Raw genomic sequence first — 23694 nt, 5'->3', positions numbered from 1 at the left:
GATCATCGTCTCCCGCACCCTGTCATGGTCTCGGTAGCGCACGACGAGTAGCATAGGTGGATCAGGAGACACGTACATGCTCGACTTTTCGCCATTGAAGGCGGTTGGCCCGCTTCATCACATCAAGACGCCCTCCGATTCGCCCTTGGCCGACTACCTCGACCACTACCGGCTATCGGCGCTGCTGGGCAGCATCGAGAACCTGGAGCTCCATGCCGGCTTTCTCCAGGCCGAGGGAGAGCAGGAGAGGAGGTTCGACCTCTGGGTCCAGGTCTGGGCGCCCCCGTCGCCTCGGGGAACGATCTTCGTGGTCCACGGCTACTTCGATCACCTCGGTCTCTACGGTCACCTGCTCGAACGCCTGCTGACGCTCGGCTGGCAGGTGGTGATGTGGGATCTGCCCGGCCATGGGCTCTCCAGCGGGGCCCGTGCCACCATCGACGACTTCACCGACTACGTGAAGTGCTTCAACGATATCGAACGCCAGATCGCGGAACGACATCTGGCGCCGGGGCCGTGGCTGGCGATCGGCCAGAGCACCGGTGCGTCGATCGTGGCCACCGACGCGCTGGCGCGCGGCGACCAGGCACCGTGGCAAGGGCTGGTGCTGCTGGCGCCCCTGGTCCGCCCCTGGGGCTGGAATCAGTCCCGCTGGCTACACCGTATCGCCAGTCCTTTCGTGGATACCATCCCGCGAAAGTATCGCGCCAATACCACCAATCTCGATTTCGCCGACTTCCTGCGTCTGCACGACCCCCTGCAGGATGACCATCTGGCCCTGACCTGGGTCACGGCCATGCGCCGCTGGATGCCGACCCTGCTCAAGCGGCCACCCAGCGAGTTGCCGGTGCTGATCCTGCAGGGAGAACAGGACCTGACCGTCGACTGGAGTTGGAATCTCAAGGCGCTCCGCAGGAAGTTCCCCCGCGCCGAGATCGTGCGTCATCCCGATGCCCGCCACCATCTGGTCAACGAGGCGGAGTCGATTCGCCGCCTGCTGTTCGAGGCGCTCGACGATTTTCTGACGCGCTTCGCCGCGACCCATCCCCCCGACCCGCTGCCCGCGCCATGAAATCGCTGATCACCGGGCTCGTGTTGCTCATGCTGGGCGGATGCGCCGGTCTCAGCCAGTCGCCGCCGGACGCCCGCGAGGCACTGAAGGGCCTCGCCGCCAACGCCGCCCGTGGATTGCTGGCCTCTCCCCCCTGGCCCGCGCAGGACACCCCGGCAATCACGATCCTGCTGCGCCCCGCGGAAGTCGCCGAGACGCTGCCGATCACCCCGGCTGCGCTGAACGAGGCACTGGGGCGGGCGCTGCTGAGCAACGAGAATGCTCCACATGTCCTGGATTGGGCGCCAGCCTCGATGTCGGCGCGAGTCGACGGACAATGGCTGCTCCAGGCCGAACTGACGGCCGACTCGCCCCCGCTGCGATTGAGCGACCGGACCTTGCAGCCCTATCGTCTGCAGTTCGATCTCTCCCAGCCCGGCGGTGAGCACTGGCAGTGGCAAGCCAGTGGCGCCCTCGACCCCGATGCCCTGCCCAGAACCACCGAATCCCCCTGATTTTCACGTCCGAGAGAGATATTCATGTCACGCTTTGCTCGCCACCTCGGCAATCAAGATGGCCCCCACAACCCCTTCCCCGGGTTGCAGGCGCTGGAGCGCAGGTTAGGGCATGCCCTGCCGCACCGTATCGGCTCCAACGAAGGACTCGACATGCCGCATCGGGCTCTGAAGGCCCGGTTCGGAAAGGATGTCGCCGACCTCGCCCGCACCTACGGCGATGCCGAGGCGTGGCAGGTTCGCCAGCGACTGGCCGAGACCCTGGGGTTGCCGATGGAGGCGCTGCTGGTGGATGCGGGCGCGGACAGCCTGATGGCGCTGACACTGCGCGCCCTCTGCGAACCGGGCGATACCGTGGTCACCAGCGCCGGTACCTACCCCACCTGGAGCTACTTCGTGCAGGGACACGGCTGCCGCCAACGGGAAGTCGCTTACACCAGTCGCGCAGACCTGCTGGCGCCGGATCTCGCCGCCCTGGCGGCCGAGGCCAATCGCGAGCGTGCCCGCGTGGTCTATCTCGCCAACCCCGACAATCCCAGCGGCCATCTCCACGACGACGCCGACGTGCTGGCGCTTCGCGACGCCCTCCCCGACGACTGCACCCTGGTCCTCGACGAGGCCTATCATGATTTCCGCGACGACGCCTGGGCACCAGCGGCGAGTGCGGTGTGGCCAGGGGTGATTCGCCTGCGCACCTTCTCGAAGGCCCATGGCCTCGCCGGGCTGCGCGTGGGCTACGCCATCGCCACGCCGGAAACCCACGCCATGCTGCTGAAAGTGAGGATTCACTACGCCGTCTCGTCGCTGGCCCTGGCGGCCGCGGAGACCGTTCTCGCGCACCCCGACGAGACCCGCGAGCACGTGACCGCGGTGGTAAACCGGCGCGAGGCCCTGAGTGCCTGGCTGCGGGAATGCGGCGGCGATGTGCTCCCCAGCACGACCAATTTCGTGGCGCTGCGTCTGAGCGACGCCGAGCGCGCCAGCGCGATCCATCGGCAACTGCTGGGGGAAGGCACGGTGATCCACCGCCCGGCGCATCCGGCCCTGGGCCATCTACTGCGGATCAGCGCGCTGGATGACGCCCTGGTGCCGGGCAGGCTCGAGACATTGGCGTCGACACTGCGGAACGGGGGATGAGTCGTATCCCGAATTACGCTCGCATGGGATCGTTGGACTTCAGCATGCGGTCCAGCTGGCGATAGCCGATCGCCTCCATCAGTTGCGCCTTGCCGACCCGCGCTTCCCCGCCGAGGTCGGCCAGGGTCAGCGCCACCCGTAATACGCGGTGATAGGCCCGCGCGGAAAGATTGAGTCGATCCAGCACGCTGGCGAACCACTGCCGCTCATACGCGGACAAGGCGCAGGCGGCTTCCAGCTCGGGGCCGGGCAGATGGGCGTTGAGATGGCCCCGCGCTTGCTGGCGCCGGCGGGCGGCGAGAACCCGCTTCCTCACGCTGGCGGAAGACTCACCAGGCGTCTGATCGGTCAGTTGGGTGGCCGGCAGCGCCGGCACCTCGACCTGCAGATCGATCCGGTCCAGCAAGGGGCCGGACAGACGCGACTGGTAGCGCTGGATCTGGGCGGAGCTGCAGTGGCAGCGCTGACGCGGATCGCCGAGATGGCCACAGGGGCAGGGGTTCATCGCCGCGACGAGCTGAAAACGGGCCGGAAAGCGGCGCTGATGATTGGCCCGGGAGATCAGGATCTGCGCCGACTCCATCGGCTCCCGCAGCACTTCCAGCACGTGGCGGTCGAACTCCGGCAGTTCATCCAGAAACAGCACGCCCTGGTGCGCGAGCGAGATCTCGCCGGGCCGCGGCCGCGCACCGCCGCCCACCAGCGCCACGCTGCTCGAGGTGTGGTGCGGATTGCGAAACGGCCGCTGCCCCCAGCGCTCCATGATCGGCAGCCCGCACACCGACCGTACCGCCGCCACCTCGAGCGACTCATCCTGTGTCAGCGGTGGCAGAATGCCGGCCAGCCGGCTCGCCAACATGGTCTTGCCCGTGCCTGGCGGCCCCGCCAGCAACAGGTTGTGACCACCCGCCGCCGCGACCTCCAGTGCCCGGCGCGCCTGATGCTGCCCTTTGACATCTGCCATGTCCGGTTGGGGCAGTTCCGCGTTGACGGGCGCGCCAAATTGGTGCGCAACGAGCTTCTCGCGACCGAGTAAATGGCCCACGACCTCGAGCAGATGCCCCGCCGCGAACACCTCGACGCCGTCGGCCAATGCCGCCTCATCGGCATTGGCGAGCGGAACGATAAGCCCCCGGCCTGAGCGCCGCGCCGCCAGTGCCGTCGGGAGTGCGCCCGTGACCGGCCGCAGCGCACCGTCCAGCGCCAGCTCGCCGACGACTTCGAGCCGTTCGGCCGCCTCGACGGGAACCTGGCCGGACGCCATCAGAATGCCCAGCGCAATGGGCAGATCGAAGCGACCGCCATCCTTGGGCAGGTCGGCAGGCGCCAGGTTGAGCGTGATGCGACGTGAAGGAAACTCGAAACCGGCGTTGATGAGCGCGCTGCGAACCCGTTCGCGACTCTCCTTGACCGCGGCCTCGGGCAGGCCCACCAGCGTCAACCCTGGCAAACCGTTACTCAGATGAACCTCGATCAGCACTTCGGGGGCCTCGAGTCCGAGGCTGGCGCGGGCGCGCACGATGGCAAGCGTCATGGGAGCTCCCAGGTCGGCACCTGGGCAGTTGCCGCAGGCCAGGAGATGCCGGGGCGACATCCTTCATGGCCCTACAACTACATAATGTTACGTGATATCGCAACTCGATCGCCGCCACCAGCCGGGCGAGGATGCCCGGCGGCGACACGAATCAACTGGAGTCAGCTCCGGCGTGGTCAGGGTTTGGTTCCGTGGGCGCTGCCATCGGTGTCGTCGCCTGGCGGAGTGCTGGGCTCCACGCGGGGCTGGGCCGCCTGCTCGCTCTGCAGTGTGTTCTCCAGCGCCGCCACCTGCTCCTCCAGCGCCTCGACACGCTCACGCGTGCGCTGGAGCACTTCCATCATGATGTCGAAATCTTCCCGGGAAACGATCTCCATACGCTCCATGGCGCCCCGCAATACCCCCTGCACGTTGCGCTGGATGTCACCCGGCGCCTGGGAGGCACCATGGAGCTTGTCACTCAGCTGCCTGGTCAGACGCTCGAACCGATCCTGTGCCGACATGAAATTGTCTCCTTGATTTCCCGATGTCTTCGATGGCCTGTCACTCAAGTCTACGCAAACTCCCGGCTTTACGCCTGCGCATAACGTAAACTCCCGGCTTTACGCCTGCGCATAAAAGGTGCAGCCACAAAACCGGTCTGCATGATTCTGGTGCAACCACCGGTCTCGGCGGCGACGCATCGCTAGCGGCCGCACTCGAGACCACCAACAACTTATTGATTTTTTTACCCTCATCGGCAAATGGCATGTGTCCTGCCTATCACCTGAAGGCGCAAGCCGATTACGGGAGAGACAAGGGATGAAACTCATCACCGCCATCATTAAACCCTTCAAGCTCGACGATGTGCGCGAAGCGCTGGCCGATAACGGCGTGCAAGGCATCACCGTCACCGAAGTGAAAGGGTTCGGTCGTCAAAAAGGCCATACAGAGCTTTACCGCGGCGCGGAGTATGTCGTCGATTTCCTGCCGAAGGTGAAAGTGGAGATCGCTGTCGAAGACGATCGTGTCGATGGTGTGCTGGACTCGATCCGCAATGCCGCCAACAGCGGCAAGATCGGCGACGGCAAACTATTCGTCACGCCACTCGAAGATGTGATCCGGATTCGTACCGGGGAACGCGGGGCCGACGCCGTTTGACGGCGCGGAACGAGGAGACAAAAGAATGAATGATCAAGTAGTTCAACTTTCCTACGCACTCGACACCTTCTACTTTCTGGTGACGGGCGCCCTGGTGATGTGGATGGCGGCAGGGTTCGCCATGCTCGAGGCGGGACTGGTCCGCGCCAAGAACACCACCGAGATCCTGACCAAGAACGTCGTTCTCTACGCCATCGCCTGCACCATGTACCTGCTGGTGGGCTATCACATCATGTACTCCAGCGAGAGCGGTGGCTTCCTGCCCAACCTCGGCTTCCTGATCGGCGCAGAGAACAGCGTCGACGACGTGATGTCCAGCGGCGGCGACGTCTACTACTCCGCACGCTCCGACTTCTTCTTCCAGGTCGTCTTCGTTGCCACCGCAATGTCGATCGTCTCCGGCGCCGTCGCCGAGCGTATGAAACTGTGGGCATTCATGCTCTTCGCAGTCGTCATGACCGGCTTCATCTACCCGATTCAGGGCTACTGGAAATGGGGTGGCGGCTTCCTCGACGCGGCCGGTTTCCAGGATTTCGCCGGCTCTGGCGTCGTCCACCTCTGTGGTGCCACGGCCGCGTTCGCCGGTGTGCTGCTGCTGGGCGCTCGCAAGGGCAAGTACGGCAAGAACGGCGCCATCTACGCGATCCCTGGCTCCAACCTGCCGCTGGCAACGCTCGGGACCTTCATCCTGTGGCTGGGCTGGTTCGGCTTCAACGGCGGCTCCGAACTGATGGTGTCCAATGTCGATGAAGCCAACGCCGTTGCTCAGGTCTTCGTCAACACCAACGCGGCGGCTGCCGGCGGTGTCATCGCCGCGATCATTCTGGCCAAGCTGTGGTTCCGCAAGGCGGACCTGACCATGGCGCTGAATGGCGCGCTGGCCGGCCTGGTCGCCATCACCGCCGAGCCGCTGGCTCCCACTGCCCTTGGCGCAACGCTGATCGGCGCTGTCGGTGGTCTGCTGGTGGTCATCGCCATCGTGACGCTCGACAAGGTGAAGATCGACGACCCGGTCGGCGCGATCTCGGTCCATGGCGTCGTCGGCATCTGGGGCCTGCTCGCCGTACCGCTCTCCAACGGCGACGCCACGTTCGGCGCTCAGCTCCTGGGTATCGCGACCATCTTCGCCTGGACCTTCATCGCCAGCCTGGTGGTGTGGGGCATCATCAAGGCCGTGATGGGTATCCGAGTCTCCGAAGAAGAAGAATATGAAGGCGTCGATATCGCGGAATGCGGTATGGAAGCCTATCCTGAATTCAACGTCGGCAAGAAGTGAGCCGACACACCGAGTGAGCTGGCGTGCTCCCCTGGCCCCCTTCGGGGGGCCTTTTTTAATTCCCGCGATCGGCGGTGTATGCTTAAACTACTAGTCGTCGGGCATTCGAACGGCCACTCGATGAGTTGAGCGCACATCATCCGCCTATCGCACGTGAGGAGAACTTCCATGAAACTGGTTACCGCCATTATCAAACCGTTCAAGCTGGACGACGTGCGTGAGTCTCTGTCCGAGATCGGCGTGCAGGGCGTCACCGTGACCGAGGTCAAGGGCTTCGGTCGCCAGAAGGGCCACACCGAGCTCTACCGTGGCGCCGAATACGTGGTCGACTTCCTTCCCAAGATCAAGCTGGAAGTCGCCGTCGACGACGGCATGAGCGACCAGGTAATCGATGCCATCACCAAGGTGGCCAATACCGGCAAGATCGGCGACGGCAAGATCTTCGTCTCGCCGCTGGAGCAGGTCATTCGGATTCGTACTGGTGAAACCGGCAAGGACGCCGTCTAAAGCCACGAGCCACGAGCCACGAGCCACGAGCCACGAGCCACGAGCCACGAGCCACGAGCCACGAGCCACGAGCCACGAGCCACGAGCCACGAGCCACGAAAATCAGAATATTGCCCTTGAACGAGAAGATGCCAGCGACGATAGCGTTGCTGGCATCTTTCGTTCGGAACTGGGAACCGGCTTTTGGTCTTGCGCGAAGCCCGTAGCTCGCGACTCTTGGCTAGGGTTACTTCTCGACCTTACTTTTCGACCTTACTTTTCGACAAAGGCCCGCTCGATGACGTAATCGCCCGGCTCGCCCATGCGCGGCGAGATGGCAAATCCGAGTTCGTCGAGCAGCTCGCTGGTCTCTTCGAGCATCGCCGGGCTGCCGCAGATCATGGCCCGGTCCTGTTTCGGATCCAGCGGCGGCAGGCCGGTATCCTCGACCAGTTTGCCACTGCGGATATGGTCGGTCAGACGGCCCATGGTATGAAATTCCTCACGGGTCACCGTCGGGTAGTAGACCAGCTTGTCGCGAATCTCGTCGCCCAGGTACTCGTGTGCCGGCAGCTCCTTGGAGATGAAGTCCGCATAGGCCAGTTCGCTGACGGTACGCACGCCGTGGATCAGCACGACCTTCTCGTAACGCTCGTAAACCTCGGGATCCTGGATCAGGCTCATGAACGGCGCAAGGCCAGTGCCAGTGGAGAGCATGTAGAGATTGCGCCCCGGCAGCAGATCGTCGCAGACCAGCGTACCCGTGGGCTTGCGGCTGACCATGATCTGGTCGCCGACCTTGAGATGCTGCAGGCGCGACGTCAGCGGACCGTCCTGGACCTTGATGCTGAAGAACTCCAGGTGGTCTTCGTAATTGGGGCTGGCGACGGAGTAGGCACGCACCAACGGCTTGCCGTTCACTTCCAGGCCGATCATCACGAACTGCCCGTTCTTGAAGCGCAGGCTGCGCTCACGCGTGGTCCGGAAGCTGAACAGGGTGTCGTTCCAGTGGTGAACGCTCAAGACTTCTTCCAGCGCAAATTTGCTCATGACCGGCTCCTTGCGATGACGTTAATCAATAATAGCGAAAAGGCATAAACGGGATGCCGAGTAGATGTGACGACTATAAGAAAGCGTAGGTATTCTGTTAAGTGGGTTATTTGGATATCCTATATCCATAAAATCGATAAGGGCCGCAACTCATGCGCTACACCCTGCGACAGCTCGAGGTTTTCGTGGCGATTGCCCAGCATCAGAGCGTGTCTCGGGCCGCGCAGACTCTGTCGATGTCGCAGTCGGCAACGAGTACCGCATTGGCGGAACTGGAAAGACAGTTCGACTGCCAACTGCTGGATCGGCTCGGCAAGCGCCTCAAGCTGAATGCGCTGGGCTTTCAACTGCTGCCCAAGGCGGTCGCGCTACTGGATCGCGGCGAGGAGATCGAGGAACTGCTGCAGGGCCAGAGCGGTATCAGCTCGCTGGAGGTGGGCGCGACGCTGACGATCGGCAATTACCTGGCGACACTGTTGATCAGCGATTTCATGCAGCGCTACCCGGAAAGCCGGGTCCGGCTGCACGTCCGCAACACCGCCTCCATCGTCGAGCGCATCGCGCTGCACGAGCTGGACCTGGGCCTGATCGAGGGTGACTGCCAGCACGACGACGTCGTCATCCAACCCTGGATCGAAGACGACCTGACGGTGTTCTGCTCGCCACGCCACCCTCTGGCCGAGGCTGGAAGCGCCGATGTCGAACGGCTGCTGCGCGAGGCGTGGATCATGCGCGAAGTGGGTTCAGGCACGCGTCGGACGCTGGAACATGCCATGCGTCACCGCCGAGGGCGTTTCAATATTCTGCTCGAACTGGAGCATACCGAAGGGATCAAGCGCGCCGTGGAGTCCGGTCTCGGCATCGGCTGCGTCTCTCGCCTGGCGCTGAGAGACGCTTTCCGACGCGGCAGCCTGGTGCCGATCGCGACACCGGAGCTGGATCTTTCCCGCCGCTTCGCCTTCATCTGGCATCGTCAGAAATACCTGACGACCGGCATGCGCGAGTTCCTGCGCCTGTGTCGCGAGATGACAACCGGCATTCAGCGCAGCGACGAGATCGACCTGCCGACGATCCCCTGACAGAGAGTCATCGTCGGCCCTGATCGAAGATCAATCGAGCTTGCTGATGATCTCGTCCTCGTTGGCTTTCGAGAGGTCCTTGTCGAGCGTCTGGACCACGCAGTCGAGCGTTGGCTTGTCGAGCTTGTCGCGCAGATGGCCCAGGAACTGCGGCGCGGCAATCAGCACGAACTTGTCGGCCTTGCCCTGGGTTCTCGCTTTGCGCAGGTAGCCGGCGACCTCCTTGGCGAAAAACATCGCCTGTTTCTCCGAGGTGGCATTGTCGTTGCCGGTTTGACGCTGACTGGGCCCGGAAGTGACCGCCCCCTCGCCTCCCGTGCGCAGATCCCCCGTATGCAGCCGGGATTCCGGATGCGTCAGTGTCTCGATTTCACGCAGCACCCGAGCCTCCAGGGCGAAAATACGCGCGCGGGACGCGTCGGCAGCAACGACGAAGGTCTTTTCCATGATCACTCTCTCCTGTTCCGTGGATCGTGATCCAAGCTTGGTAGAGATTCCTTCATCGCTCAACCTTCACGCCGACAGAAACGACTTCGCCCCGCAGGTGCGGGGCGAAGTCGCCAAGACCGAACGTCGGTCGATCATTCCACAGGCGGAATCCAGGCAATCATGTCCACCTCGACATCGGCACCGCCGGCGAGGCCGGTGACACCGATGCAGGTTCGCGTTGGCAGCGGGTCCACAAAATAGCTGGCGTAGACACCGTTCACCTCCTCGAAGTGCCCCATGTTGGTGATGAAGACACGGCTCTGGACCACATGCTCGAAGCTGGTGCCGGCGGCTTTTAGGACGATCTCCAGATTCTGCATCACCCGGTGCGTCTGCTCGGTGAACGTGCCCAGCAGCATCTCGTTGGTCTCCGGCACTGTCGGCATCTGGCCGGTGATGAAGACCAGCTCCCCCACCTTGCAGGCGTGGGAGAACGGTGCGATCGGCTGCGGGGCGCCGCTGACGAAAAGTTTTTCGATACCCATCTGATCTATCCTCAATGCCCCAGAATCTGGCTCAGGAACAGCTGGGTTCGCTCGGAGCGCGGGTTGTTGAAGAACTCGTGCGGCGGCGCTTCTTCGATGATCTGCCCCTGATCCATGAAGATCACCCGATCGGCGACGGTCTTGGCGAAGCCCATCTCATGGGTGACGCAGAGCATCGTCATGCCTTCGTGGGCAAGCTCGATCATGACGTCGAGCACTTCCTTGATCATCTCCGGATCGAGCGCCGAAGTCGGCTCGTCGAACAGCATCACCTCCGGGCGCATGCAGAGCGCCCGGGCGATCGCCACCCGCTGCTGCTGCCCCCCCGAGAGCTGACCGGGATATTTCAGCGCCTGATTGGCGATCTGAACCCGCTCCAGATATTCCATCGCGGTCTTCTCCGCCTCGGCACGCGGCTTCTTCTGTACCCAGATCTGAGATAGGCAGCAGTTCTCGAGCACGGTCAGGTGCGGGAACAGATTGAAGTGCTGGAAGACCATGCCGACGTTGCGGCGGATCTGCTCGATCCGCTTGACGTCGTTGGTCATCGGTACGCCGTTGACCACGATAGAGCCCTGCTGGTGCTCCTCGAGGTGATTGATGCAGCGGATCATCGTCGACTTGCCAGAGCCGGAAGGGCCACAGATGACGATCCGCTCGCCCTTGGTCACGGTCAGGTTGATGTCGCGCAGCACATGGAAACTGCCGTACCACTTGTTGAGATGATCGATTTCGATCATCGGTCGGTCGCTGCCGGACGCGGTTGTCTGAGACGCTGTCGCTTCGCTCATGGCAATGATTTCCTGATGACAATCTTGTTATGGGAGTGCGTGAAGGCGCAGTCGCTGGTCGCACTCACCGTTTATGTCCGGTGTTCAGACGTCGCTCGATGTACAGGCTGTAGCGGGACATGCTGAAGCAGAATATCCAGTAGACGGCCGCCGCAAAGACATAGCCTTCCGTGGAAAAGCCCAGCCAGTTGGAGTCGGTGAGGCCGGCGCGAATGATCGCCAGCAGATCGAAAAGGCCGATGATCAGCACCAGCGACGTATCCTTGAACAGCGCGATAAAGGTATTGACGATCCCCGGGATCACCAGCTTGAGTGCCTGCGGCAGCACGATCAGGCCGGTCCTCTGCCAGTAGTTCAGACCCAGCGCCTGGCCCGCTTCCGTCTGCCCCTTGCCGATCGCCTGAAGGCCGCTGCGGATCACCTCCGCCATGTAGGCGCTCCAGAAGAACATGATCCCGATCAGTGCACGCAGCAGCTTGTCGAAATCGAAATTCCCGGGCACGAACAGGGGCAGCATGACCGAGGCCATGAACAGTACCGTGATCAACGGAACGCCGCGCCAGAACTCGATGAAGATCACGCAGATGCCTTTGACGAACGGCATCTTGGAGCGTCGACCGAGGGCCAGAATGATCCCCAGCGGTAGCGAACCGACGATGCCCAGCACGGCGATCGTCAGCGTCAGCATCAGGCCACCCCAGGCGCGCGTCGGCACGTACTCGAGCCCGAACGAGCCCCCCACCAGCAGGAAGTAGGCGATGATCGGCAGACCGATAAGCGCAAACAGCGCCACCCATTTCTTGTAGGGAAGCTTGGGGACCGCCAGCCAGGCGACCAGGATCGCCAACAGCGCGAACACGATGTCGACGCGCCAGCGCGCGGCTTCCGGATAGAAGCCGTAGATGATGGATTCGAAGCGCGCCGAGATGAACACCCAGCAGGCGCCCTGGCCGGTACAAGCGTCCCGCGTGGTACCGATCCAGTCAGCGTCGATCACCGCCCATTCGAGGAACGGCCAGATCAGTCGTGCCAGCAGGTAGATGACGACGATCGAGACGATACTGTTGATAGGGCCGTTGAACAGATTGGCTCGAAACCAGCCGATCACACCCCGACGCTGATCAGGCGCATCACGCGCTTCGATCATTTCAGTGCGGAAGGTAGAGTCAGTCGTCATCTCAACGCTCCTTCAGCAGCGTGCGCGCGTTATAGAGATTCATCAAAAACGAGACCGTCAGGCTGATGACCAGATAGACCGCCATGGTCATGGCGATGATCTCGATCGCCTGCCCGGTCTGGTTCAGCGTGGTACCGGCGAATACCGCCACGAGATCGGGATAGCCGATGGCGGTCGCCAGTGACGAGTTCTTGATCAGATTGAGATACTGGCTGGTCATCTGCGGGATGATCACGCGCATCGCCTGAGGAATGACGACCTTGCGCAGCGTGATCGCCTCCGGCAGGCTCAGCGAGCGTGCGGCTTCCGTCTGACCGTGGGAGACCGACAGAATGCCCGACCGCACGATCTCGGCGATGAACGCCGCCGTGTAGATCGACAGCGCCAGCCACAGCGCCAGCAGTTCCGGCAGGATGTTGATACCGCCGCGGAAGTTGAAACCCGCCATTTCCGGCAGCGTCCACTCGAGCGGTGACCCGGTAGCCAGGAAGACGATCAGCGGCAGCCCGACGATGATCGTCAGGCCAATCCAGTAGACGGGAAGCGACTTGCCCGTGCTCGCTTGGCGACGCTTGGCGAACACGCCGAACAGGATCGTGACGACGACGGCAACCAGCAGTGCCCAGGGCGTGGCGGCAAAGCCATCCAGCGGCTGCGGGTCTGGCATCACCATGCCCCGCACGTTGAAGAAGAAGGCGTCGAACAGCGACAGACTCTGTCGTGGCGACGGGAGGGCCCGCAGTACGGCGTAGTACCAGAACAGGATCTGAACCAGCAGCGGGATATTGCGGAAGGTTTCGACGTAGATCGTCGCCAGGCGCGCCAGCAGCCAGTTGGGCGACAGGCGCGCGATTCCGACCAGAAACCCGATGATCGTGGCGGCGACGATACCCAGCGCCGACACCAGCAGCGTATTGAGCAGGCCGATGACGAAGGTTCTGCCATAGGTACTGTCGCTGGTGTACTCGATCAGCGTCTGTGGAATCGAGAAGCCGGCTCGCCCCTCCAGAAAGCCGAAACCGGTATGAATACCGCGGGCTTCCAGGTTGAGCAGCGTGTTGTGAACCAGATAACCGATGAAAGCCGCCAGTACCAGAAACAGCACGGCCTGAACGATCAGGGCGCGTATGGCGGGGTTCCGCCACAAGGGCCCGTGCCCCCGTCGCGGTAAGGTAGTGGATGGACGCAGCATGAGTTGTCTCTACTCGAGCGTGGAGAGGCACCGCGCCCCGGCGCTCAGACCGAAGGGGCGCGGTGTCGAGAGCACGAGGTAACGCTTAGCGAACCGGCGGTGCGTACTGGATGCCGCCGTCGTTCCACAGTGCGTTGATGCCGCGTTCGAGTCCCATCGGCGAGTCGGCGCCCACGGTGCGGTCGAACACCTCACCGTAGTTGCCCACCATCTTGACGATGTTATAGGCCCAGTCGTTGCTGATGCCCATCTGCTCGCCGAAGTTGCCGTCCTTGCCCAGCAGGCGGGCGACGTCCGGATTCGGCGGGGTTTCGCGCATTTCGTCGACGTTCTCGCTGGTGATGCCGAGCTCTTCGGCGTCGAGCATGGCGAACAACGTCCACTTGACGATGTTGAACCACTGATCGTCGCCCTGACGCACGACCGGGCCCAGCGGCTCCTTGGAGATCCGTTCCGGCAGAATCACGACACCGTCCGGATCCGCCAGCTGCAGACGCAGGGCGGCCAGCTGCGAGGAGTCGGAGGTCAGCACGTCGCAGCGGCCGCTGTCGAAGCCCTGGGCGGTCTGGTCGGAGGTATCGAAGGCGACCTGCTGGAACTGCATGTCGTTGGCCTTGAAGTAGTCGGCCATGTTGAGTTCGGTGGTGGTACCGGCCTGCACGCAGATGGAAGCGCCATCCAGTTCCTTGGCGCTCTTGACGCCGAGATCCTTGCGCACCAGGAAACCCTGGCCGTCATAGAAGTTGACCCCGGTGAAGTTTAGCCCCAGCGAGTTGTCGCGGGTGGCGGTCCAGGTCGTATTGCGGGACAGCACGTCGACTTCACCGGACTGCAGCGCGGTGAAACGCTCCTTGGCGGTCAGCGGGGAGAAAACAACGGCTTCCGGGTCGCCCAGGACGGCCGCGCCAACGGCACGGCAGACTTCAACGTCGATACCGGTCCATTTGCCATTTTCATCGGGAGACGAGAACCCGGTCAGCCCCGTGCTGACACCACAGGTGAACTCGCCGCTGCTTTTGACATCATCCAGAGTGGCAGCCTGAACTTGGGTGACGGCAGCCGCGGCAAGCATGGCGGCTGGCAGTACGATCAGGCTTTTGTTCTTGTGGCGCATATGGAATCAACTCCCTCGCATTATCATTTGAGTGCATGCCGGAACATGCCCAGATGAAATTAGCAAAGTTCGTTCCACTTTCGCGCCGAGGGCCGTAAAACCCTGTTTCAACGCTACCCTAGCCTCGACGATCCTGCCCACATCCAGTTCGGCGGACCGCCCGGGGCGCCGAAATGACAACAAATTGTTTCAAAACAGTGCCTAAATAACACACCTGCACCATGGTGGTGCCCGCGCTGAAGATCCTTCCCGGACCCATGCCCGCCGGGAGACCCTGGTGCTTGATTCGACTAACGTTGAATTCCGCGACCGCGTCGGTACCGCGATCCGATCGATGACACGCCCAGGGCGACGCTGGCGCCGAGCGCATTGGCGAGAATATCGTCCCAGTCACCGCCTTGACGCCCCGGCACGTAGAGCTGCAGGTATTCGATGGCGATACTGAATGTCACCGCCGCCAGCCAGGCCGACAGCCAGCGGCACCCGGAGAGACGCAGCCCTAGCGCCAGGCCGGCGTAGGCGATGAAGTGGTTGAACTTGTCCCAGGGCAGGTGCTGCGGCAACTCTTGAGCGGGACTCAAGCTTCCCCAGGCGATCCCCGCCGCCCAGACCAGCGTCGCCACCACCGCGGCCACTCTTGGCCAGCGCGATGGCCCAGCGTCGTCCCACTCTCGGCGGCGGCCGGCTTTCATGGCTCGTCCGCCAGTTCGCCAGGCAGCCCGCAGCGATGGCAGAGCCCGGCAGAGAGATGATTCACCCAGCGTGGATGATCCTCGAGACGCGCGGCACCAAGCGACGAGAGTCGATGCCGGTGGTTGCCGACGAGACGGTAGCCGCCATCGCGCAGAGGACGCGGAATCCAGCGCAACCACTCGAGTCGCTGCCAACCACCCCGCAGCCGGGCGGCCAGGCGCCAGACGGCATCGCTGTTACGGCGGGGTTCGCCGTCGGCGAAGCACCAGATGCTGTCTGAACGCGCGAAGTCGATGCCGAAATGCTCGCCGAGCCGATGCGAGACCGAGCCCTCCAGCCCCGCGATGCGCAGCCGGCTGTCCGGCCTTTCGCGGGCCAGCAGCCAGCGAACCGAACGCCGACAGAACGGGCAGTCGGCATCGAACAGCAGCAGGCCATTGCCGGCCTCGCCGCCAGCGGACTCATCGATGATAGGCGGGGCTGAGCTCATGCAGGGCATCCATGAACGCCGTGACGTGATCCGGATCGGTGAACTGACTGATGCCGTGTCCCAGGTTGAAGACATGACCTTCGCCCGGGCCGAAACTTTCGAGGATGCGGGCAACCTCCTCGCGGATCCGCGACGGCGGCGCAAACAGCACGTTGGGGTCGAGATTGCCCTGCAGCGCCACCCGTTCGCCGACGCGCCGACGGGCGTCGCTCAGCTCGGTGGTCCAGTCCAGGCCCACCGCGTCGCAGCCGCTGTCGGCGATCGACTCGAGCCACTGCCCGCCGTTCTTGGTAAACAGGATAACCGGCACCCGGCGGCCGTCGTGCTCGCGAATCAGGCCATCGACGATGCGCTGCATGTAGGCCAGGGAGAACTCGCGATAGGCCGGCGTCGACAATGCCCCGCCCCAGGTGTCGAAGATCTGCACCACCTGGGCGCCGGCGCGAATCTGGGTATTCAGGTAGTCGGTGACCGCGGTGGCGAGTACGCCGAGTAACGCATGAAGGGTGTCGGGGTCGCCGTAGAGCATCGCCTTGAGGTGGCGGAAATCCTTGCTCGAGCCGCCTTCGACCATATAGGTCGCCAGCGTCCACGGGCTACCGGAAAAGCCGATAAGCGGCACCCGGCCACCGAGCTCGCGACGGATCGTGGAGACGGCGTTCATCACGTAGTCGAGATCGCGCTCGGCGTTCGGCGCGCTCAGCGCGGCCACCTCGGCGGCGGAGCGCACCGTCTTGCGGAACTTGGGGCCTTCCCCTGTCTCGAAATAGAGCCCGAGCCCCATGGCGTCCGGAATGGTCAGGATATCCGAGAACAGAATGGCGGCATCCAGCGGATAACGCTCGAGCGGCTGCAGCGTTACCTCGCAGGCCAGTTCGGCGTTGCGACACAGATCCATGAAACTGCCGGCGTGGGCCCGGGTCTGACGATACTCCGGCAGATAGCGGCCCGCCTGTCGCATCATCCAGACCGGCGTGCGGTCCACCGGCTGGCGGGCCAGCGCCCGCAGCAGGCGGTCGTTATGCAGCGCCGGCGGCTGGACAGCGTCGGAAAGCGCCTGCGACTGGGAATCACGGGACAGAGTCATGACGGCCTTTTGCGTTCGAGATTTGCCGGCATTGTAACGGATCGGCCGCCAGGCCTGTTATAATGCCGCCCTTTTTAATTGTCCGGCGCTCTCGGCCAGCATTCGACGCCGGAGCCCCTCCTACCGCGAGGTCATCGTGACGATCCGCTTCATCGCCGCATCGCAACTACCCACTCCCTGGGCGACGTTCATGCTGCACGGCTTCCAGGAAGAGGCCACCGGCAAGGAGCACGTCGTGCTCACCCTTGGCGACGTCACCACGTCGGAACCGGTGCTGGCGCGGGTGCACTCCGAATGCCTGACCGGCGATGCCCTGTTCTCGATGCGCTGCGACTGCGGCTATCAGCTTCAGGAAGCGCTCAAGCGGATCGCCGACGAGGGGCGCGGCGCCCTGCTCTACCTGCGTCAGGAAGGCCGCGGCATCGGCCTGCTCAACAAGATCCGTGCCTATGCGCTGCAGGACGATGGCGCCGACACCGTCGAAGCCAATGAGCGCCTGGGTTTCGGTGCCGACCAGCGCCGCTACGATATCTGTGTGCCGATGCTGGAACACCTGGGCATTCGGTCGCTGCGGCTGATGACCAACAACCCGCGCAAGGTCGAGGCGCTGAGCCAGGATGGCGTCGAGATCCACGAGCGCCTGCCGATCACCACCGGTCGCAACCCGTTCAACGAGCACTACCTGACCACCAAGGTCGGCAAGCTCGACCACATGATGGATCTCGACGATTTCACGCCCGCCAGCGACGTGGATATCGAACGCGACGCCTGAACGACCGCCTCCTCACCCGCGAACTTCTTCCGGCGTCATATTGGCGTCATCATGGCCACACAGACTGAACGCCGAGGTCTCGATTCAGTCACATAAGAGACAGCTTTCCGAATTCTGCCGCCGTAGTGGCAGCCGCCTCGAACAGTGAGGTCTCGAAAATCATGTCCGATCAGCCGCCAGAGTCCGCCAGCGCGCATGAACTCGACGAATTCTCCCGGTTAGAGGAGTGGTTGCACAGCATCAGCCACGGCATCGGCGCGGCGCTGAGTCTCGTCGGCATGATCGTATTGATCGTGCTCGCCAGCGTCGCCGCCCACGTCGACCCCTGGAAGATCGTCAGCGTCTCGCTCTACGGCAGTTGCCTGCTGCTGCTCTACACCGCCTCGACCCTCTACCACGGCTTTCGCGGCCAGCGCCTAAAGCGCGTCTTCCAGGCCTTCGATCACTGCGCCATCTACCTGCTGATCGCCGGCACCTACACCCCCTTCCTGCTGGTCAACCTGCGCGGGCCGATGGGCTGGGCGCTGTTTGCCGTCATCTGGAGCCTGGCACTCGGCGGTATCGCGCTGCGTCTGATCTGGCCCCATCGATTCGACATACTGCGCGTGTTCATCTACCTGATCATGGGCTGGCTGATCCTGATCGCCTCCGACAGCCTCACTGCACAGCTGTCCCCCAACGGCCTCGCCCTGCTGGTGGCTGGCGGCATCACCTACACCGTGGGCGTGATCTTCTACGCCATCCGGGCAATCCCGTTCCATCACGCGATCTGGCACCTGTTCGTCATCGGTGGCAGCGTCTGTCACTTCCTGGCCGTCTACACCGCAGTGCTGCCGTTCGAGACCTGAACTGGCCTCCGGCGATCTCGCTCCAGACGCTATCAATCGCCCCCGTTACCGCCCAGCACGTCGCCCGGATTGCGCAACGGACACTGCGACAGCGACAGGCAACCGCAGCCGATACAGCCATCGAGCTGGTCGCGCAGCAGGGTGAGCTGGGCGATGCGCTCGTCCAGGGCCGCGCGCCAGCGCTCCGACAGCCGCCGCCAGTCCGCCGCCGTGGGGGTGCGCGAGTCGGGTAGCGCTGCCAGTGCCTCGCGGATTTCCGTCAACGGCACACCGGTACGCTGGGCGATCTTGATCACCGCCACACGGCGCAGCACGTCTCGGGTATAGCGCCGCTGATTGCCGGCGTTGCGCCAGCTGTGGATCAATCCCCTGGTCTCGTAGAAGTGCAGCGTCGATACCGCAACGCCGCTTCGCCGGGCCACATCACCGACGCTCAATGCCTGTTTGGTGGCGGAGATCGCCCCCCTCCGCGGTGCTCTCGTCGTCATGTTCCACGCTTGACCTCAAGCTTGCTTGAGGAATTAGAGTGCAGCGATTCCAACCTTCTCGCAAGCGAGCGACACCATGCCATCCGATACGCCTCAACCGCCGAGCCGGGGCAGTTCTCGACACGCTCGACCGCCGCCAGCTGCCGTGGTTACCCTCGTCTCCGGCAGTAAAGCCAGGTCACGCAGGGGCCAATCGATGACTCCAGGGTAGCCGAACCGGCGTACAATCAAGGCTGCCCCCCGGGCGACCGAACGACCGCGCTCGCGAGTCGTCGCCCCGATCATGAAACCAGACTCCAGGATTGCCATGTTTCGCTGGTTCGAAAACCGCCTCGATCCCTTTCCGCCCCAGGAACCTCAGCGTCCCCCCGATACCCTGGTCGCCTTCTGCCTCCACTATACCCGGGGTGCCTGGCCTTACTTGCTGACGGCGACGGCGCTGATGGCACTGATCGCCGGCATCGAGGTGTGGATGTTCGGCTTTCTGGGCAACATCGTCGACTGGCTTGCCGCCCAGGATCGGGAGACGTTCCTGGCCAGCCAGGGCTGGAAACTGGCCGGCATGGCCTTCGTGGTGCTGATCCTGCTGCCCGGCATGGTGTGGCTGCACTCGCTGTTCCAGCAGCAGACGATGATGGGCAATTTCCCCATGCGTATCCGCTGGCAGGCGCACCGCTACCTGCTGCGCCAGTCGATGCACTTCTACCAGGACGAGTTCGCCGGACGCATCGCCACCAAGGTGATGCAGACCTCGCTGGCCGTGCGCGAATGCGTGATCAAGCTGTTCGACGTGCTCAACTACGTCAGCGTCTATTTCCTGGGCACGCTGCTGCTGGTGGGCAATGCCGACTGGCGCCTGGCGATGCCGCTGGTGGCCTGGCTGGCCGGCTACCTGCTGCTGCTGCGGGTATTCGTGCCGATCATGGGCCGGGTGTCGAAATCCCAGGCCGACGCCCGCTCGCGCATGACCGGACGCATCGTCGACAGCTACAGCAACATCCAGACCGTCAAGCTGTTCTCCCACGCCCAGCGGGAGGCGTCGTTCGCCAAGGAGGGCATGCACGGTTTCCTGGTCACCGTGTACCGTCAGATGCGCCTGGTGACAGGGCTCTACGGGATGCTCTACCTGCTCAATGCGCTACTGCTGTTCAGCGTCGGCTGGCTCTCCATCGCGCTGTGGCTGGGGGAAGCGATCAGCGTGGGTGCCGTCGCCGTGGCGCTGGGCCTGGTGATGCGGCTGTGGGGCATGTCGCAGTGGATCATGTGGGAGGTTTCGGGCCTGTTCGAGAACATCGGCACGGTCCAGGACGGCATGGCGACGCTGTCGCTGCCGCGCCAGATCGAGGACGCACCCGAGGCACGGCCGCTGGCCATCGATCGCGGCGAGATCGCGTTCGACCATATCCGCTTCCACTACGGCAAGGGCGGCGGCGTGATCGACGACCTGTCGCTGACCATCCGGCCCGGCGAGAAGATCGGCCTGATCGGCCCGAGCGGCGCCGGCAAGTCGACCCTGGTCAACCTGCTGCTGCGCTTCTACGAGCTGGAGGGCGGGGCCATCCGCATCGATGGCCAGGATATCGCCGAGGTCATCCAGGAGAGTCTGCGCGCCAAGATCGGCATGGTCACCCAGGACACCTCGCTGCTGCACCGCTCGGTGCGCGACAACCTGCTCTACGGTCGCCCCGACGCCAGCGACGAGATGGCCTGGCAGGCGGCGAAGCAGGCCCACGTCTCGGACTTCATCGAGTCACTGCGCGACGTTCACGGTCGAGAGGGGTTCGAGGCGCATGTCGGCGAGCGCGGGGTCAAGCTCTCGGGCGGCCAGCGCCAGCGGCTCGCCATCGCCCGGGTGATGCTCAAGGATGCGCCGATCCTGATCCTCGACGAGGCTACCTCGGCGCTGGACTCCGATGTCGAGGCGGCGATCCAGGAAAACCTCGACCAGTTGATGCGGGGCAAGACGGTGATCGCCATCGCTCACCGGCTCTCCACCATCGCGGCCATGGACCGGCTGGTGGTGATGGAGCAAGGACGCATCGTCGAACAGGGCAGCCATGCCGAACTGATCCGCCACAACGGTCTCTACGCGCGGCTGTGGCGGCGCCAGTCCGGCGGCTTCCTGGAAGCGGAAGCCGCGCCGCCATCGACACAGGAGGTTCGCTGAGCCAGGCCGCGCGGTGGGAACCGGCGCGGTCAGCTTCGGTAGGAGGGCAGTCCCGATACCCCCTGCAGCGCCGAGTCGCTGCGGCCAGCGTCCGGAATCACGCTGAAGGTGCCGTCGGTCTCCAGCACCACGGCATGGACGCCTTCGACGTCGGCGATCCCGTTCTCGCGGATGGCCGCGCGAACCTCGGCTTCGGCGACGCGCTCCCGGGTCATGGTCGCCTGCTGAAAACACCCCTGGAAGAGCAGCAGCGTCGGCTGCGACTTGACCAGGTTCTTGATCGCGCGGGAGCGGACGGACGTGAACGTGATCGCGAACTGCAACAGCACGATCAACAGGAAGGCGGTGATGCTTTGCGCCAGCGATACTTGCGTGGATACCAGCGCCGTCGACAGCGTCGACCCCAAGGCGATGGTGACCACGAAATCGAAGGCATTCCATTTCGATAGCGTACGCTTGCCGGACAGTCGGATGATGGCGATCAGGACCAGATAGCTGATGATGCCGACGACGATGGTGTGCAGGACAGGCGGCATGAACGAACCCCGTGAACGAGTGAGCAGCGATCTGTCAGCCTAGGCGGCTTGTGCCGATGCCGCCAGCCGTGACGCCCCGATCCCAGCACAGGCTCTCGATCAAGAACGACTCAGCTCACCAGTTTCAGCCCCACCACCGCCGAGACGATCATCGCCACGAAGGCGAGGCGCAGCGGTCTGCGCGACTCACCCCACAGCAGCATGCCCATCAGCGTGCTGCCGAGGGTGCCGATCCCGGTGAAGATGGCATAGGCCACGCCCATGTCGATCGAGCGCATGGCGATCGACAGCAGGCCCAGCGAACTGCCGAAACCAACGACGAGCAGCAGCAGGCCGTGCAGACGCTGGCCGCGATTGAGGCGGTCGAAGCCGGCGACGCCGACGATCTCGAAAGCGCCCGACACCAGCAGGGCGATCCAGTGCAGTGTGGTCGGTTCCATCAGTCGCTCACCCGTTGCAATCCGATCACGCCGGTCAGCAGCAGCGCGATGAAGGCCAAGACCGGCCAGTGAAACGCCACGCCGAACAGCAGCCAGTCGGCGACGGCCGTGCCCGCCGCGCCCAGGCCGACGAAGACCGTATAGACGGTGCTGGTGGGCATGTAGCGCACCGCCCTCGAGGCCAGCCACAGGCTGGTGACCGCCAGCACGACGGTGAGCACCCAGTCCGGCACGGTTTCGGCATGCTTCAGGCCGGCTGCCCAGCCGACCTCGGCCAGGCCCGCCAGCGGCAGGATGATCCACTGCGGTCGCATCATGACTTGCACCCATCGGCAAAGAATGACTAACTAACGGTCGTTAGTTTATTTCACCCCATCAAACTTGGCAAGCTACGCCCTCTACCCCACTGGAAGACGACCCTTGAAGACCCGCGACCGCCTCAAGCAGATCGGCCTCTCGCTGTTCGCCCGCCACGGCTACGAAGCCACGACGCTGGCCCAGATCGCCTCCGCAGCGGGCATCAAGAAGCCCTCGATCTACAATCACTTCGACAGCAAGGCCGCGCTGTTCCTGGAGCTGTCCCGCGATGCCGACGACGACATGATCGCGCTGATCGACGCCAGCCTGGCCGAGATGGCGGACGCCCCGTTCGAACGGCGGCTGCGACACCTGCTGCAGCAGTGCGCAACCTTCGCCTATCGTGAGCATCAAGGCGTTTTCTACAAGCGTTTCCTGCTGTTTCCTCCTCACGACCTCGTCGCCGAGACCGAGGCGATCACCGAGCAGGGCGAATCACGAATCGATCGGCGCCTGCTCGCCTTCGTCCAGGCGGGACACCGAACCGGCGCCTTGCGCGAGACCTTGGCTGACGATCACTTCGTCGCCGCCTTCTACTGCGTCGTCGACGGGCTGCTATCGGAAACTTTCATGTATGAAAGGCCTGAACTGGAGCGCCGGTTCGAAGGCGTCTGGTCGGTATTCTGGGCGGGCGTGAAGGCGGACTGATCAGCCTTCGGGCTTGCGATACGCCTGATAGCAGTGCTGGTTGCGCTCGAGGGCAACCAGCGAGTGGGTGTCGAGGCCGGGGATGTCGGCGATCTCCAATCCATCCAGCGCGGCGATGGAGTCGGGCGGGCAGTCGTTACGCGGCGGTATGTCGTTCCACCCCAGCAGGAACAGGCCGCCGGGCCTGAGGCAGACCGCCGCGCCAGCAAAAGCCGTCTCCACCGCGTCGGGCTCGTCCAGCCCCCATCCCAGTACACCGTTGCAGATGACCGCATCGAGGCTTGCCGGAGCGATGTGCTCGGTGATGTCGGTCATGTTCGCGACGATGTGCGGGTCACCACCGAAAGCCGCCTTGGCAGGATCGATCTCCATGGTCATCACTTGCTTGCGCGGCAGCAGCGCCGGATAGTGGCGGGTATACCAGGCACACCCGACGAGCAGCAGCGACTCCACCGCCGGGTCGCGGTCGAGCGCGGGCAACACCACGTCCTCGAGCAGTCTCCGGTCGCCGTAGCGGTAACGCAGTATCCATCCACTCTTGTCGATCGTGCCCAGCATGCGGGCGGCAGTGCGGTAGAGATCGGCCTTCGCTGGCATCCAGTCACGTCCCTGTGGTGGGAGTCTCGGCGTTCGTACCTCTATCTAAGCGTGT

General features: G+C 63.7%; 28 protein-coding genes. 11 read left to right on the top strand and 17 right to left on the bottom strand.

Annotated features, from left to right (window positions below; genetic code table 11):
• Nucleotides 1–76: 76 nt before the first annotated feature.
• Genes AAGT95_RS07205 through AAGT95_RS07195 form a run of 3 tightly spaced genes read left to right on the top strand, consistent with a single transcriptional unit; the run spans nt 77 to nt 2703 of the window.
• A complete protein-coding gene (locus AAGT95_RS07205; RefSeq protein ID WP_342596036.1) occupies nt 77–1072 on the top strand; it encodes an alpha/beta hydrolase in 996 nt (331 codons plus the stop codon).
• Nucleotides 1069–1566, top strand: a complete 498-nt coding sequence (locus AAGT95_RS07200; RefSeq protein WP_342596035.1) for a hypothetical protein — start codon at nt 1069–1071, stop codon at nt 1564–1566. Before AAGT95_RS07205 ends, AAGT95_RS07200 begins: the two co-directional genes overlap by 4 nt.
• Before the next feature lie 24 nt (nt 1567–1590).
• Entirely contained in the window at nt 1591–2703 is a 1113-nt protein-coding gene (locus AAGT95_RS07195; RefSeq protein WP_342596034.1) for an aminotransferase class I/II-fold pyridoxal phosphate-dependent enzyme, read from the top strand.
• Between the two features lie 13 nt (nt 2704–2716).
• Here AAGT95_RS07195 and AAGT95_RS07190 read toward each other — a convergent pair whose 3' ends face one another.
• The gene (locus AAGT95_RS07190) at nt 2717–4237 is read right to left on the bottom strand and encodes a YifB family Mg chelatase-like AAA ATPase (protein WP_342596033.1); all 1521 of its coding nucleotides are present in this window, start codon (nt 4235–4237) and stop codon (nt 2717–2719) included.
• Between the two features lie 176 nt (nt 4238–4413).
• Nucleotides 4414–4740 (bottom strand): accessory factor UbiK family protein, encoded by a 327-nt coding sequence (locus tag AAGT95_RS07185; protein WP_110597806.1) that lies wholly within the window; start codon nt 4738–4740, stop codon nt 4414–4416.
• A gap of 298 nt (nt 4741–5038) precedes the next feature.
• On the opposite strand from AAGT95_RS07185, the gene AAGT95_RS07180 reads away from it, so the two are divergent.
• From AAGT95_RS07180 to glnK, 3 genes are all read left to right on the top strand, one after another.
• Nucleotides 5039–5377, top strand: a complete 339-nt coding sequence (locus tag AAGT95_RS07180; RefSeq protein WP_110707158.1) for a P-II family nitrogen regulator — start codon at nt 5039–5041, stop codon at nt 5375–5377.
• Between the two features lie 25 nt (nt 5378–5402).
• Nucleotides 5403–6653: an ammonium transporter gene (locus tag AAGT95_RS07175; RefSeq protein ID WP_110597807.1), complete on the top strand. Its 1251-nt coding sequence runs from the start codon at nt 5403–5405 to the stop codon at nt 6651–6653.
• 168 nt (nt 6654–6821) lie between these two features.
• Nucleotides 6822–7160 carry a P-II family nitrogen regulator gene (gene glnK / locus AAGT95_RS07170; protein WP_075568466.1) on the top strand — a complete coding sequence of 113 codons (339 nt, stop codon included), beginning with the start codon at nt 6822–6824 and terminating at the stop codon, nt 7158–7160.
• Nucleotides 7161–7412: 252 nt separating this feature from the next.
• On the opposite strand, the gene AAGT95_RS07165 is transcribed toward glnK, so the two are convergent.
• Nucleotides 7413–8189: a ferredoxin--NADP reductase gene (locus AAGT95_RS07165; protein WP_110602074.1), complete on the bottom strand. Its 777-nt coding sequence runs from the start codon at nt 8187–8189 to the stop codon at nt 7413–7415.
• Nucleotides 8190–8341: 152 nt separating this feature from the next.
• On the opposite strand from AAGT95_RS07165, the gene AAGT95_RS07160 reads away from it, so the two are divergent.
• A complete protein-coding gene (locus AAGT95_RS07160; RefSeq protein ID WP_342596032.1) occupies nt 8342–9268 on the top strand; it encodes a LysR family transcriptional regulator in 927 nt (308 codons plus the stop codon).
• A gap of 30 nt (nt 9269–9298) precedes the next feature.
• Here the strand turns inward: AAGT95_RS07160 and AAGT95_RS07155 are convergent, their stop codons facing one another.
• From AAGT95_RS07155 to hemE, 9 genes are all read right to left on the bottom strand, one after another.
• Nucleotides 9299–9715, bottom strand: coding sequence for a host attachment family protein (locus AAGT95_RS07155; protein WP_342596031.1), 417 nt, complete (start codon nt 9713–9715; stop codon nt 9299–9301).
• Nucleotides 9716–9849: 134 nt separating this feature from the next.
• The gene (locus tag AAGT95_RS07150; protein WP_342596030.1) at nt 9850–10242 is read right to left on the bottom strand and encodes a Rid family detoxifying hydrolase; all 393 of its coding nucleotides are present in this window, start codon (nt 10240–10242) and stop codon (nt 9850–9852) included.
• Nucleotides 10243–10253: 11 nt separating this feature from the next.
• The gene (locus AAGT95_RS07145) at nt 10254–10982 is read right to left on the bottom strand and encodes an amino acid ABC transporter ATP-binding protein (protein WP_110602129.1); all 729 of its coding nucleotides are present in this window, start codon (nt 10980–10982) and stop codon (nt 10254–10256) included.
• A 115-nt stretch (nt 10983–11097) separates the two neighbouring features.
• Entirely contained in the window at nt 11098–12210 is a 1113-nt protein-coding gene (locus AAGT95_RS07140; protein ID WP_342596029.1) for an amino acid ABC transporter permease, read from the bottom strand.
• A gap of 1 nt (nt 12211) precedes the next feature.
• Nucleotides 12212–13402: an amino acid ABC transporter permease gene (locus AAGT95_RS07135; RefSeq protein WP_110602067.1), complete on the bottom strand. Its 1191-nt coding sequence runs from the start codon at nt 13400–13402 to the stop codon at nt 12212–12214.
• An 85-nt stretch (nt 13403–13487) separates the two neighbouring features.
• On the bottom strand, nt 13488–14516 hold the full coding sequence (locus tag AAGT95_RS07130) for an amino acid ABC transporter substrate-binding protein (RefSeq protein WP_110602065.1): 1029 nt from the start codon (nt 14514–14516) through the stop codon (nt 13488–13490).
• Between the two features lie 290 nt (nt 14517–14806).
• On the bottom strand, nt 14807–15208 hold the full coding sequence (locus tag AAGT95_RS07125) for a VanZ family protein (protein ID WP_110707163.1): 402 nt from the start codon (nt 15206–15208) through the stop codon (nt 14807–14809).
• Complete coding sequence (locus tag AAGT95_RS07120) at nt 15205–15699, bottom strand: thiol-disulfide oxidoreductase DCC family protein (RefSeq protein ID WP_157958134.1); 495 nt, start codon at nt 15697–15699, stop codon at nt 15205–15207. Before AAGT95_RS07120 ends, AAGT95_RS07125 begins: the two co-directional genes overlap by 4 nt.
• Nucleotides 15671–16786 carry a uroporphyrinogen decarboxylase gene (gene hemE / locus AAGT95_RS07115; protein ID WP_342596028.1) on the bottom strand — a complete coding sequence of 372 codons (1116 nt, stop codon included), beginning with the start codon at nt 16784–16786 and terminating at the stop codon, nt 15671–15673. The genes AAGT95_RS07120 and hemE overlap by 29 nt, the downstream gene beginning before the upstream one ends.
• Nucleotides 16787–16922: 136 nt before the next feature.
• Between hemE and ribA the strand changes: the two genes are divergently transcribed.
• Both ribA and trhA read left to right on the top strand, forming a co-directional pair.
• Nucleotides 16923–17558: a GTP cyclohydrolase II gene (gene ribA, locus AAGT95_RS07110; protein WP_110602060.1), complete on the top strand. Its 636-nt coding sequence runs from the start codon at nt 16923–16925 to the stop codon at nt 17556–17558.
• Nucleotides 17559–17719: 161 nt separating this feature from the next.
• Nucleotides 17720–18406: a PAQR family membrane homeostasis protein TrhA gene (gene trhA, locus AAGT95_RS07105; RefSeq protein ID WP_342596027.1), complete on the top strand. Its 687-nt coding sequence runs from the start codon at nt 17720–17722 to the stop codon at nt 18404–18406.
• A 32-nt stretch (nt 18407–18438) separates the two neighbouring features.
• Here trhA and soxR read toward each other — a convergent pair whose 3' ends face one another.
• Nucleotides 18439–18894, bottom strand: a complete 456-nt coding sequence (soxR, locus tag AAGT95_RS07100; protein WP_110602057.1) for a redox-sensitive transcriptional activator SoxR — start codon at nt 18892–18894, stop codon at nt 18439–18441.
• Between the two features lie 307 nt (nt 18895–19201).
• On the opposite strand from soxR, the gene AAGT95_RS07095 reads away from it, so the two are divergent.
• Nucleotides 19202–21061 carry an ABC transporter ATP-binding protein gene (locus tag AAGT95_RS07095; RefSeq protein ID WP_342596026.1) on the top strand — a complete coding sequence of 620 codons (1860 nt, stop codon included), beginning with the start codon at nt 19202–19204 and terminating at the stop codon, nt 21059–21061.
• Between the two features lie 29 nt (nt 21062–21090).
• Here the strand turns inward: AAGT95_RS07095 and AAGT95_RS07090 are convergent, their stop codons facing one another.
• The 3 genes from AAGT95_RS07090 to AAGT95_RS07080 all read right to left on the bottom strand — a co-directional run bounded on the left by AAGT95_RS07090 (nt 21091) and on the right by AAGT95_RS07080 (nt 22354).
• Entirely contained in the window at nt 21091–21597 is a 507-nt protein-coding gene (locus tag AAGT95_RS07090) for a DUF421 domain-containing protein (RefSeq protein ID WP_110602053.1), read from the bottom strand.
• 110 nt (nt 21598–21707) lie between these two features.
• A complete protein-coding gene (locus AAGT95_RS07085) occupies nt 21708–22037 on the bottom strand; it encodes a DMT family transporter (RefSeq protein ID WP_205909481.1) in 330 nt (109 codons plus the stop codon).
• Nucleotides 22037–22354 (bottom strand): DMT family transporter, encoded by a 318-nt coding sequence (locus AAGT95_RS07080; protein WP_110602051.1) that lies wholly within the window; start codon nt 22352–22354, stop codon nt 22037–22039. Before AAGT95_RS07080 ends, AAGT95_RS07085 begins: the two co-directional genes overlap by 1 nt.
• Before the next feature lie 103 nt (nt 22355–22457).
• Here AAGT95_RS07080 and AAGT95_RS07075 point away from each other — a divergent pair, with 103 nt between their 5' ends.
• Nucleotides 22458–23042: a TetR/AcrR family transcriptional regulator gene (locus tag AAGT95_RS07075; RefSeq protein WP_157958453.1), complete on the top strand. Its 585-nt coding sequence runs from the start codon at nt 22458–22460 to the stop codon at nt 23040–23042.
• On the opposite strand, the gene AAGT95_RS07070 is transcribed toward AAGT95_RS07075, so the two are convergent.
• Nucleotides 23043–23639 (bottom strand): methyltransferase domain-containing protein, encoded by a 597-nt coding sequence (locus tag AAGT95_RS07070; RefSeq protein ID WP_342596025.1) that lies wholly within the window; start codon nt 23637–23639, stop codon nt 23043–23045.
• Nucleotides 23640–23694 lie beyond the last annotated feature (55 nt).

This window comes from Salinicola lusitanus, assembly GCF_038648475.1.
Taxonomy (GTDB): domain Bacteria; phylum Pseudomonadota; class Gammaproteobacteria; order Pseudomonadales; family Halomonadaceae; genus Salinicola; species Salinicola lusitanus.
Note: the sequence above shows the minus strand (reverse complement) of the source record. Positions and strands in the feature narration are given on the sequence as shown.

Coding starts and splice junctions, on each gene's coding strand:
- AAGT95_RS07135 (WP_110602067.1), bottom strand. CDS start 13,402: ATGCTGCGTCCATCCACTACCTTACCGCGACGGGGGCACGGGCCCTTG.
- AAGT95_RS07175 (WP_110597807.1), top strand. CDS start 5,403: ATGAATGATCAAGTAGTTCAACTTTCCTACGCACTCGACACCTTCTAC.
- AAGT95_RS07125 (WP_110707163.1), bottom strand. CDS start 15,208: ATGAAAGCCGGCCGCCGCCGAGAGTGGGACGACGCTGGGCCATCGCGC.
- AAGT95_RS07160 (WP_342596032.1), top strand. CDS start 8,342: ATGCGCTACACCCTGCGACAGCTCGAGGTTTTCGTGGCGATTGCCCAG.
- AAGT95_RS07095 (WP_342596026.1), top strand. CDS start 19,202: ATGTTTCGCTGGTTCGAAAACCGCCTCGATCCCTTTCCGCCCCAGGAA.
- AAGT95_RS07205 (WP_342596036.1), top strand. CDS start 77: ATGCTCGACTTTTCGCCATTGAAGGCGGTTGGCCCGCTTCATCACATC.
- AAGT95_RS07165 (WP_110602074.1), bottom strand. CDS start 8,189: ATGAGCAAATTTGCGCTGGAAGAAGTCTTGAGCGTTCACCACTGGAAC.
- glnK (WP_075568466.1), top strand. CDS start 6,822: ATGAAACTGGTTACCGCCATTATCAAACCGTTCAAGCTGGACGACGTG.
- AAGT95_RS07120 (WP_157958134.1), bottom strand. CDS start 15,699: ATGAGCTCAGCCCCGCCTATCATCGATGAGTCCGCTGGCGGCGAGGCC.
- AAGT95_RS07130 (WP_110602065.1), bottom strand. CDS start 14,516: ATGCGCCACAAGAACAAAAGCCTGATCGTACTGCCAGCCGCCATGCTT.
- AAGT95_RS07150 (WP_342596030.1), bottom strand. CDS start 10,242: ATGGGTATCGAAAAACTTTTCGTCAGCGGCGCCCCGCAGCCGATCGCA.
- AAGT95_RS07085 (WP_205909481.1), bottom strand. CDS start 22,037: ATGGAACCGACCACACTGCACTGGATCGCCCTGCTGGTGTCGGGCGCT.
- AAGT95_RS07140 (WP_342596029.1), bottom strand. CDS start 12,210: ATGACGACTGACTCTACCTTCCGCACTGAAATGATCGAAGCGCGTGAT.
- AAGT95_RS07185 (WP_110597806.1), bottom strand. CDS start 4,740: ATGTCGGCACAGGATCGGTTCGAGCGTCTGACCAGGCAGCTGAGTGAC.
- soxR (WP_110602057.1), bottom strand. CDS start 18,894: ATGACGACGAGAGCACCGCGGAGGGGGGCGATCTCCGCCACCAAACAG.
- AAGT95_RS07200 (WP_342596035.1), top strand. CDS start 1,069: ATGAAATCGCTGATCACCGGGCTCGTGTTGCTCATGCTGGGCGGATGC.
- AAGT95_RS07180 (WP_110707158.1), top strand. CDS start 5,039: ATGAAACTCATCACCGCCATCATTAAACCCTTCAAGCTCGACGATGTG.
- hemE (WP_342596028.1), bottom strand. CDS start 16,786: ATGACTCTGTCCCGTGATTCCCAGTCGCAGGCGCTTTCCGACGCTGTC.
- AAGT95_RS07145 (WP_110602129.1), bottom strand. CDS start 10,982: ATGATCGAAATCGATCATCTCAACAAGTGGTACGGCAGTTTCCATGTG.
- AAGT95_RS07090 (WP_110602053.1), bottom strand. CDS start 21,597: ATGCCGCCTGTCCTGCACACCATCGTCGTCGGCATCATCAGCTATCTG.
- AAGT95_RS07155 (WP_342596031.1), bottom strand. CDS start 9,715: ATGGAAAAGACCTTCGTCGTTGCTGCCGACGCGTCCCGCGCGCGTATT.
- AAGT95_RS07195 (WP_342596034.1), top strand. CDS start 1,591: ATGTCACGCTTTGCTCGCCACCTCGGCAATCAAGATGGCCCCCACAAC.
- trhA (WP_342596027.1), top strand. CDS start 17,720: ATGTCCGATCAGCCGCCAGAGTCCGCCAGCGCGCATGAACTCGACGAA.
- AAGT95_RS07190 (WP_342596033.1), bottom strand. CDS start 4,237: ATGACGCTTGCCATCGTGCGCGCCCGCGCCAGCCTCGGACTCGAGGCC.
- AAGT95_RS07070 (WP_342596025.1), bottom strand. CDS start 23,639: ATGCCAGCGAAGGCCGATCTCTACCGCACTGCCGCCCGCATGCTGGGC.
- AAGT95_RS07080 (WP_110602051.1), bottom strand. CDS start 22,354: ATGATGCGACCGCAGTGGATCATCCTGCCGCTGGCGGGCCTGGCCGAG.